Annotated in this window: 7 protein-coding genes; 5 read left to right on the forward strand and 2 right to left on the reverse strand. The window is 42.6% G+C overall.

Translation table 11 applies throughout. From position 1 onward, the window contains the following. On the forward strand, positions 1 to 665 hold a 665-nt coding region (locus PLA23_RS07230), incomplete at its 5' end, for a TIGR04013 family B12-binding domain/radical SAM domain-containing protein (RefSeq protein WP_324474646.1). A gap of 6 nt (positions 666 to 671) precedes the next feature. After that, positions 672 to 1,313, forward strand: a complete 642-nt coding sequence (locus PLA23_RS07235; RefSeq protein WP_324330725.1) for a metallophosphoesterase family protein — start codon at positions 672 to 674, stop codon at positions 1,311 to 1,313. Here the strand turns inward: PLA23_RS07235 and cyaB are convergent. Next, positions 1,303 to 1,830 carry a class IV adenylate cyclase gene (gene cyaB, locus PLA23_RS07240; RefSeq protein ID WP_324474648.1) on the reverse strand — a complete coding sequence of 176 codons (528 nt, stop codon included), beginning with the start codon at positions 1,828 to 1,830 and terminating at the stop codon, positions 1,303 to 1,305. The genes PLA23_RS07235 and cyaB overlap by 11 nt on opposite strands. Before the next feature lie 50 nt (positions 1,831 to 1,880). On the opposite strand from cyaB, the gene PLA23_RS07245 reads away from it, so the two are divergent. Continuing rightward, on the forward strand, positions 1,881 to 2,564 hold the full coding sequence (locus PLA23_RS07245) for a peptidylprolyl isomerase (RefSeq protein WP_324474649.1): 684 nt from the start codon (positions 1,881 to 1,883) through the stop codon (positions 2,562 to 2,564). A gap of 3 nt (positions 2,565 to 2,567) precedes the next feature. Here the strand turns inward: PLA23_RS07245 and PLA23_RS07250 are convergent, their stop codons facing one another. Then, the gene (locus tag PLA23_RS07250) at positions 2,568 to 3,029 is read right to left on the reverse strand and encodes a peptidylprolyl isomerase (protein WP_324474651.1); all 462 of its coding nucleotides are present in this window, start codon (positions 3,027 to 3,029) and stop codon (positions 2,568 to 2,570) included. Positions 3,030 to 3,271: 242 nt separating this feature from the next. Here PLA23_RS07250 and PLA23_RS07255 point away from each other — a divergent pair, with 242 nt between their 5' ends. Further along, positions 3,272 to 6,304 carry a PKD domain-containing protein gene (locus PLA23_RS07255; protein WP_324474653.1) on the forward strand — a complete coding sequence of 1,011 codons (3,033 nt, stop codon included), beginning with the start codon at positions 3,272 to 3,274 and terminating at the stop codon, positions 6,302 to 6,304. Between the two features lie 195 nt (positions 6,305 to 6,499). Further along, positions 6,500 to 8,873: PEGA domain-containing protein (locus PLA23_RS07260; RefSeq protein ID WP_324474655.1), on the forward strand; the 2,374-nt coding region annotated here is incomplete at its 3' end.

Consider the following 8,873-nt stretch of genomic DNA (forward strand, 5'->3'; position numbering starts at 1 on the left):
AGACCCCCCGGATTTTTGGAAACAGGATTCGTCACCGAAGCATACACTCAATAGGAAAACTGGCTCAATCATTTCATGACATCAGGTTTTTAAGTCCAAATGCCCTTGCGTATGGGACTGATGGTATCCATCCTGACCTCAGGAGTATTCACTCATTATTGCGCGAACTCTCAAGGATACCTGACAAAGATATCTTTCTTGGAACATTTCCTGGTGAAATCAGACCTGAATTTGTCTCTGAAGAGGCTGTGGATCTTATTGCCAGATATTGTTCAAATACCCGGATACATATTGGTGCACAGTCGGGTGCAGAGAGCACCTTACAAAAGATATGCAGGGGACATACTCTGTCTGATGTATGGAAGGCCATCGATCACTGCACCGATGGAGGATTTACGCCGGTTATTGATATCATCGTAGGGTTTCCTGATGAGACTGATGAGGAACTACTTGAAACGGTTTCATTTTGTCAGGAGGTAGCCAGGATCGGGTATGTGCATGCCCACCGGTTTTTCCCCCTCCCTGGAACCCCTCTCCAAGGCCGTGTATCCCGTGACCTGATCCCGGAGGTTGTATCAGCCCTTGGATCATTGGCATTATCGGGCAGATTAACTGGATCATGGAACAATCCTGAGATAAGATTTTTTAGCAAAATTTCCAAGTAATAACGTATGTTGAAAGCGCTCCTGCTTGCAGATCTGCACGGAGAATACGGGATGCTGGAATCATTCATGGAACTGGCGCCCGATGTTGTCTTCATCGCAGGGGATATCACCAATATGGGAACTGCAAAGGATGTTGAGACCTGTTTTTCCCGGATCGATGTCCCGAGTTTTTCGGTTCCCGGAAATTGTGATCCTAAAGAAGTAGTTGATGCATTAGAGCAGAGCTCCAGTGTCAACCTTCATGGTTCATATATGAACCTGGGCCGGATATCTCTGGTTGGGATTGGTGGATCCAATCCTACACCATTTGGAACTCCATTTGAAATGACTGACAAACAGATCGATGATCTGATGAAAGTATCAATGGAGCGGATGCAGAAGAGTATTCATAATGTCCTGATCAGTCACGCTCCCCCACAGGGGTATCTGGATGAGATCGGTGGCAACCATGTTGGAAGTGCCAGTGTCCTGAAGTACATGGATAAATTTGACCTTGTCTGCTGTGCACATGTGCATGAACAACGGGGAATAGTTGAAGTAGGTGGCATCAAAGTAGTAAATCCCGGGCCGGCTGCCATGGGCAACTGCGCCATGATACACTTTGGTGAAGACGCGAAAGACATTGAAGTAAAATTACTCAATGTGTAGATAGAAGGAGTTCTAAGTAGGAGATGCTGATACGTTCTCCTGCAACTCCCAGTTTTTCGGCCAGTTCGTCAACCCTTTTCGCTGCTTTTTCAGCGTTATTTTCTGTGATCAATTCAATTTCAACGAATTCCCCCAGATGGTCGACTTTATCCAGGGCGATCGAAAAATCCTGGTAGGTATAATACTCACGCAATTTTCTGACATGTGCAACAGTTCTGAATCCAAGGTTTTTTAAAATCGAGTCGCATGTTTCTGCGTTATCAAGATGAATATTATATTCTTCTCGAATTTTTGATCCCATAACGGTGTTTTTCGGTCCTTTATATGTCAGAATTATCTTCCCTCCGGCATTTCTGACCCGGAGAGCCTCGTCTGTTACTGCAAAATCACGATGCGGAGCATTGTAATAGCGGTCTTCTTCTATTACCGTCTCTGAATGCTGACCTCCGATAGTAAGGATACGGTCCTTTATCTCATCCATATGAGAAACCCTGACTTTTATCTCAATCTCGAGCATAATCACTATCCTTTATCTATCTTGTTTGCCACTTACTTAAGGAATCAGGAATGCCAATACAAGAAGGTGATTTTATCCGGTTGCACTTTACCGGATATGCAAATGGAATACTCTTTGACACGACTGATGAACAAAAAGCTCGTGAAGCCGGAGTCTATGAAGAGGGGCGGGACTACACCCCGAAGGTTGTATGCGTTGGAAAACGTCAGATTATTCTGGGATTAGATGAGGCGATAATCGGAAAAGAACCCGGATTTGAAGAGACAATTCAGGTCCCTCCTGAAAAGGCATTTGGAGAACATGAGCAGGAACTTCTCCGGTCGTATGAGAAAAAATCCTTTAATAAAAAGCCGGAAAGAGGGATGGTAGTAAATATTCCTGAGGCAGGGCGAGGCACGGTAGTAAATATAATTGGAAACCGTGTGATTGTGGATTTTAATCACCCGCTGGCCGGACAGACCCTGACGTATACGTACCGTATCGAGGGGATTGTTGAGAGCGCGACTGAAAAGATTGCAGGGCTTATCAAGCTTTTCTCAGGGTATGACATGGACGTCAGTCTTGAGGGTTCAACTGCACTAATTCAACTTCCGCCAGGCATTTATTATGTCAGTAATACCTGGTTTAACATGAAACCCTACATTATGAAATCGATTTTTGATCAGGTGTCAGGAATAGAAGAAGTCAGGTTTATTGAGACGTATAAGAATACAAAAAACAAGTCTGAAGAGTAATATTCAGACTACTACTGCTTTCAGGATGACAACGTCTTCTTTTGGTCTGTCAAACCTATCTCTTTTTACTTTTGAAATCGCGTCGACAACATCCATGCCTTCAATGACCCTTCCGAAAACCGGGTGTTTTGGATCAAGATAGTTGTTATTGACAACATTGATGAAAAACTGGCTGCCGCCGGTGTTCGGACCACAGTTCGCCATGGAGATAGTACCCCGATCGTTCCGGTTGTTTTTTCCAAATTCATCTTTTATCGTATATCCCGGACCTCCGGTTCCTTTCCCCTCAGGGCATCCTGCCTGAATCATGAAACCGTCAATGACCCGGTGAAAGATGATACCATCATAAAACCCTTTTTCTACGAGTTTTTTAAAATTACCTGCGGTAATGGGTTTATCCTCATAGAGTTCGATGAGAATATCTCCCATGGATGTTGACATCTTCACCCGTACTGGCTCTGCCATAGGTACATATGGTATGTTTTTGTTGAAAATTACTTCCCCCGTTCTTTTGGTAAATATGGGATTATTATGTGTGTGGTGTATGAAGAGGAAAAAAATATGAATATATTTATAATATCTGAAGAATATGATCTTCTATATATCGAGAGCTGGTTCTGGTAACTGAGTTTCAGGTCAGGAATGACGTCAGGTGTTGATCTGAAAAATGGGAAGAACCGGTATCCACGTGGGGAGTGTTATAAGTCATGCATGAGCGACCGTTATATTATGTATTTGCCTTTTTAGTGGCATTGATGGTAGTAAACCTGGTAAGCCCGGTTTTCGGGGATGAAGATGTGAATGTGGAAGGGTTTGTGACTTTTGATGTTTCAGCAAATGCCTCCTTTATTGATGTATCACATCCTCCGGTAAGTGTTAATTTTACTGCAAATATTGCCTCTGACTCACCATGTACTGCAGATAGGTTTGAATGGAAGATAAAGGAAAAATATGCAACAACCTATTTATTGAATGAAACTACATATTCGCCAAAAAATTGGATCACATGTAATTTCTCAGATGTAGGGCAATATGATCTCAAATGTAATGCATACAATAGTTCGTATCCCGAGGCATTCAATCCAGTTAATAAAACGTTTGGATTTGTTACCGCGTATCTCCCTGTATCTGCAAATTTCACAAATACGACAACAACAGGTGTTCTCCCGTTATGTGTAACATTTACTGACAACTCAACCGGGGGTCCCACCCACTATGCATGGCAACTGAATGATGGTCTGGGAAATCAGACAACAAATCAGGCAACTACCTGTTATACAACGAATGGGACGAAAATAATCAATTATACTGTATGGAACAGATCATATGACTCACCTTTTTATCCTGATGGTGGATTACGGGTAAATAGTTCTGTATCACGTCCAATTTATATTGACAGCAGGGACGGCATTAGTACAATTTTCACGACAAATATCAGCTCATTCACTGGACAGGCAAAGGGTCAGGTTCCGTTATCTTTGCAGTTCTTCAATAATTCAACCTGTGACTATCGGGATACGTTAACCTTTAATTGGATTTTTGGAGATGGGAATACCAGGTTGACAGAGCATCCGGTTCATACCTATTACACACCTGGGTTATATCCGGTCTCCTTAAATGCCAGTGGGAACTGGTCTTCAAATTTGACTACCCGACTAAATTACGTAAATGCATATCTTCCAATATCAGCAAATTTCTCTTCAAATCCAATAACATCCTGTTTACCTCCTGTATTCCCGGTGACATATTCTTTTACCACCAATCAGACAATGAACGGGTACAGCAAACCGGATTATTATAATTGGTCATTTGATGATGGCACTCCGAACGCTACAACAAGAGATACATCTCATGTGTTCAATTTACCAGGAGTATATAATGTCACTCTGACGACATTGAATACAACGCATGATATTTCACAATCAGAAAGAAAGCAGATCTCTGTTACAGGTTTGTACGCTAATTTTACAGCCGATAAACTGATTGGTTATCAGAATACAACCGGAGAAAATATCCGGGTTAATTTCACATCCAATCAAACGGACGTATTTGGGGCAACCTACTATCATTGGGACTTTGGAAATGGCGGTAGTTCTATACAACCGAATGCATATGCAATTTATAATCAGCCAGGTTCGTATGTCGTAAATTTCACAGTCGGAAACAGTTGTAATCAGTTTAATTCAACTCAGAAAACTATTACCATAATTGAGAGACCGATTGCAAACTTTGATTACTCTCCAAAATATGGAACATTTCCATTACAAGTGCAATTCACGGATCTCACTACAGATTCGCCAAATCAATGGGAGTGGAATTTTGGTGACGGTTCACCTACCGTAACAGATAGAAATCCCATTCACACCTATGCTCTTCCTGGGACATATCTTATAACACAGGTTGTTCGAAATACGACGGTCTATCCGATATGGACAAATACCATGTATAAGAGCATAGTGCTAACTGAAGGCTTTAATGCATCTTTTACATCAAATAAATCACGGGGTGTAAGTCCCTTGACTATTCAGTTTACTGATACATCCCAGCCTTCATCCTTGATTACGAACTGGTCATGGGACTTTGGCGATCAGGGAAAAAATACTCAGAAAAACCCAGTACATACCTTCTTTGGTGCTGGTAATTATGTTGTTAATCTCACCGTATGGAACATAACAACAGGTGCAATGGGGTCGGCTGAGAGTACTATCGAGGTTGTAGAACCGATATATCCTGACTTTATGCCAAACCGGACCGTACGGATGAATGTGTCAGAAGGTGTACAATTTACAGATCTCTCTATTGGAAATATTACTGAGTGGCATTGGGACTTTGGAGATGGTAACTGGTCTGATGAGCAAAATCCTGTACATATATTCCCTGAATTCAAAGAATACCTGGTAAATCTGACGACCTATAACTGGTATTATGAAGATATATCCAGTGTCAATTATACACTGAATGTAACAGAAATGCGGGCACCGGTAGCTGATTTCTCTGCAGAACCGACTACCGTAAATACCCAGGATATAGTGTATTTCACATCACATGTCCAAGGGCCGGATGTTAATTCATATTACTGGGATTTTGGAGATGGTCAGACCTCGACAGGAATCAATCCTTCTCATCAGTATCAGATACCTGGGAAGTATGATGTTTCATTACGGGTCACAAACCCATTTGGTGAGGATACTGCGAAAAAATCCCAATATATTAGTGTACGGGGATTAATACCAAGTTTCATAACTGTTCCGGCAGGTTGGGCAGTCGTCAATACTCCAGTCACCTTTATTGATACTTCAAAAGGTGCCCCGGTTCAATGGCATTGGGATTTCGGAGATGGAACTCTTGGTACTTCTCCAACAAATATCACTACACATACCTACACCAATACCGGAACATATACTGTCAATCTAACGGTGACAAATTGGCAACCGATTACTGCTTCGACTTCTCAGCAGATAACCATCGTAAACAAAACCGTACCACAGGGGGTTGACTTTGAAGTCCCCGATCTCCAATACAGCGGAAAAGCTCCCTTTGATGTTCAGTTTGAAGACAAAACTCCGTCTCAGTCCGGTGTTATCGAGTGGTTCTGGGAGTTTGGTGATGGCTCAAACTCCTTTGAGCAGGCACCAACTCACCGATATGAAAAACCAGGGCAATATACTGTTACCCTGACCGTGCGCAACGAAAATGGAACAAATGAGAAACGACGTGTTGCATACGTTGTAGTCGTTTAGATAACTACCAATTTTTCCAAAAAAATCACAAATCAATCTTTTTTCCTGATATTTTGTATTTTTTTATTCAAATCAGAAATGAGTTTTTATTCCTAATGCGAATGAAGAATGAGATGTATATCGGTCATATTTACATACCTATATATATGATGAACAATATAACCCTGATTAATTCCTGTTGCAAGGTGCACCCGTATGGGGAATGCGTTTTTAAAAAACAGGGCATTCACGTATGGAAGGGAAGGGGACGATCAAATTATGGGAAAGGTTCAGATAATTCCGTTCATTGCAGCAGCATGTATATTCATGCTTCTCATGACCGGATCAATGGCCGCTCCATCAAAGGGGGTTATCTATGTTGATTCAAATCCGGATGGGGCTGAGATTTATCTCACCAATACTTCAGTATCGCCTGATAATCTGACAGTTCACGACACAGCCGGTATTACACCGCGGGAATTTTTTGTTGATCCTGGAACATACCGGCTGTTTCTGAAAAAGTACGGGTATATTACCTGGTGGAATGAATCATTCACGGTTACACCAGGATCGTATCAGGATTTCAACGTAACACTGACTGAAACAAATCCGCAATACGGTGCAATCCATATTGACACCCATCCACCAGGAGCAAATCTCGTTTTGCAGCGGTTCATACCAAATGTTACCAGTGTTATCTACAGCTCAACTCCTGCATCGGTTGAATCACTTCCTCCTGGAACGTACAATTATACCCTGACAAAGGACGGATATTACCCGTATTCAAATACCACTGTGGTTACTGCCGGGGAAGTCACTGAATTGTATGTTCCCCTTGTGCCAATACCTGATTCCGGAATGGTCACATTTAAGAGTGAGCCAAATAGTGCGAGAGTTATAATCGCTGGTGGCAATTTCTCCGGTATGGAAGCAGGTCTTGAATCTAAGATTGAAGATTATCTCGGATCCTTTGAGGGTACTGCCGATGAGGCATCGGTAAAAATCAAGAGTATGGTCGGTGCAGAGACTGTTCCACCGATAAAATTCGTTTCTGGACTTGTAGGCACAACACCATTTGAGATGGAGCTCTATCAGGGTGAATATCTGTATAAGTACTTCCTCGATGGCTACTCAATGAAAGATGAGATTGGGTACTTTAATATCTCGGTAGGGGAGAAGAAAACCATCGCTGAGACGTTGATTCCAGATCAGGAATATGTACAGGTATACTTTGAGACGAATGTTGATGATGAAGGGGGAGCAAACGTTCGTGTTGATGGTGAACTGGTGAACACCACACCATGCTGGGTTTATCTCCCATCACAGCAGATTGTAAATGTATCTTTTGATCAGATGCCCCTGTATGCAGTAAAGAATATCACGGTTGACACCACTCTCTTTGAAGGCAGACCCTCAAAATGGGGAGATATCATCCAGCTTGATTTGATGACCTATTATCTTACTGCAACAGCAGATGCACACAGTACCATTACACCTTCCGGCACCATCGCAGTACAAGCTGGAGATACGCAGCCGTTTAATCTTACTGGTGAGAAACCGGCATGGCTGGTTGGAAATCTGACGGTTGTCAGGGATGGATATGATCCAATCGTATATACGTACAACCAGTCAGATGTGGAATACCTTCATTCCAAAGTTTTAGAGAATGCAACCCTCACTGTTTCATCGGTAAAGAAGCAGGTTGCGGTGAATGCGACCGCTGGAAAGGGTGGATCAGTTAACTATCCGGGAATTACCCTGTATGACTTTGAGACTCCAAGTTATCTGTATAACTTTACGGCCGATGAAGGCTATGTCTTTAAAGAACTCTGGGTTGATGGAGAGAAGAAATATAATGACAAGTGGGAGTTCCCTGCTTCACAGATGATTCATAATCATACCCTGCTTGGTCTCTTCAGACCAACCCATGTTCTGATAACACCAGTAGCCACAACCGGAGGGAAAATTCTGGATGGAGCATCTGAAGCAACACCATACTGGATTGAGTATCTTGGATGTACTCATCAGCATGAAGTTGTCGCGGATCCGGGATACCGGTTTACCCATGCTAACTTTACCTCCACCGATGCTGAACCGCAGATCTCATCAGAATCAGATAAGATTTATCTCGGCCAACTCTGTGATATTGATAAGAATACAACAATTACCGCTCACTTTGAGCCGCTGAATTATACCATTAACTCTCGGTCCGCAGATGAGACAAAGGGAATAATTGTCCCCGCTTTGACAAATTACACGGCAGGATATGGAGAAAATCTCTCCTTTACCTCAAATCCGTTTGCCGGTTATCAGCTATCTGATATTACCGATAATGGAATCTCAAAGGGTGCTGTAAATCCGTATAATATTACCGTCACCGAGGATCATGATATTGTTGCACATTTTCAGTCTGACGTCCTGACCATCACGGCGGTTGCTGGTGAGGGCGGTATTATTGAGCCGGAAGGCATCGTGAATGTCACCTTTGGCGACAGCCAGTGCTTCAACATCACCGCAAATACGAACTATTACATCTCGTCCGTGGTTATTGACGGGGTAGATACCGGGAACCAGACCAGCACCTATCAGT

Origin of the sequence: Methanospirillum sp., assembly GCF_035406105.1 — an archaeon.
In the GTDB taxonomy this organism is placed as follows: Archaea; Halobacteriota; Methanomicrobia; order Methanomicrobiales; family Methanospirillaceae; genus Methanospirillum.

Excerpts from the sequence above, each read along its gene's own strand:
- PLA23_RS07235 (WP_324330725.1), top strand. The coding sequence starts at position 672 with ATGTTGAAAGCGCTCCTGCTTGCAGATCTGCACGGAGAATACGGGATG.
- cyaB (WP_324474648.1), bottom strand. The coding sequence starts at position 1,830 with ATGCTCGAGATTGAGATAAAAGTCAGGGTTTCTCATATGGATGAGATA.
- PLA23_RS07245 (WP_324474649.1), top strand. The coding sequence starts at position 1,881 with ATGCCAATACAAGAAGGTGATTTTATCCGGTTGCACTTTACCGGATAT.
- PLA23_RS07250 (WP_324474651.1), bottom strand. The coding sequence starts at position 3,029 with ATGGCAGAGCCAGTACGGGTGAAGATGTCAACATCCATGGGAGATATT.
- PLA23_RS07255 (WP_324474653.1), top strand. The coding sequence starts at position 3,272 with ATGCATGAGCGACCGTTATATTATGTATTTGCCTTTTTAGTGGCATTG.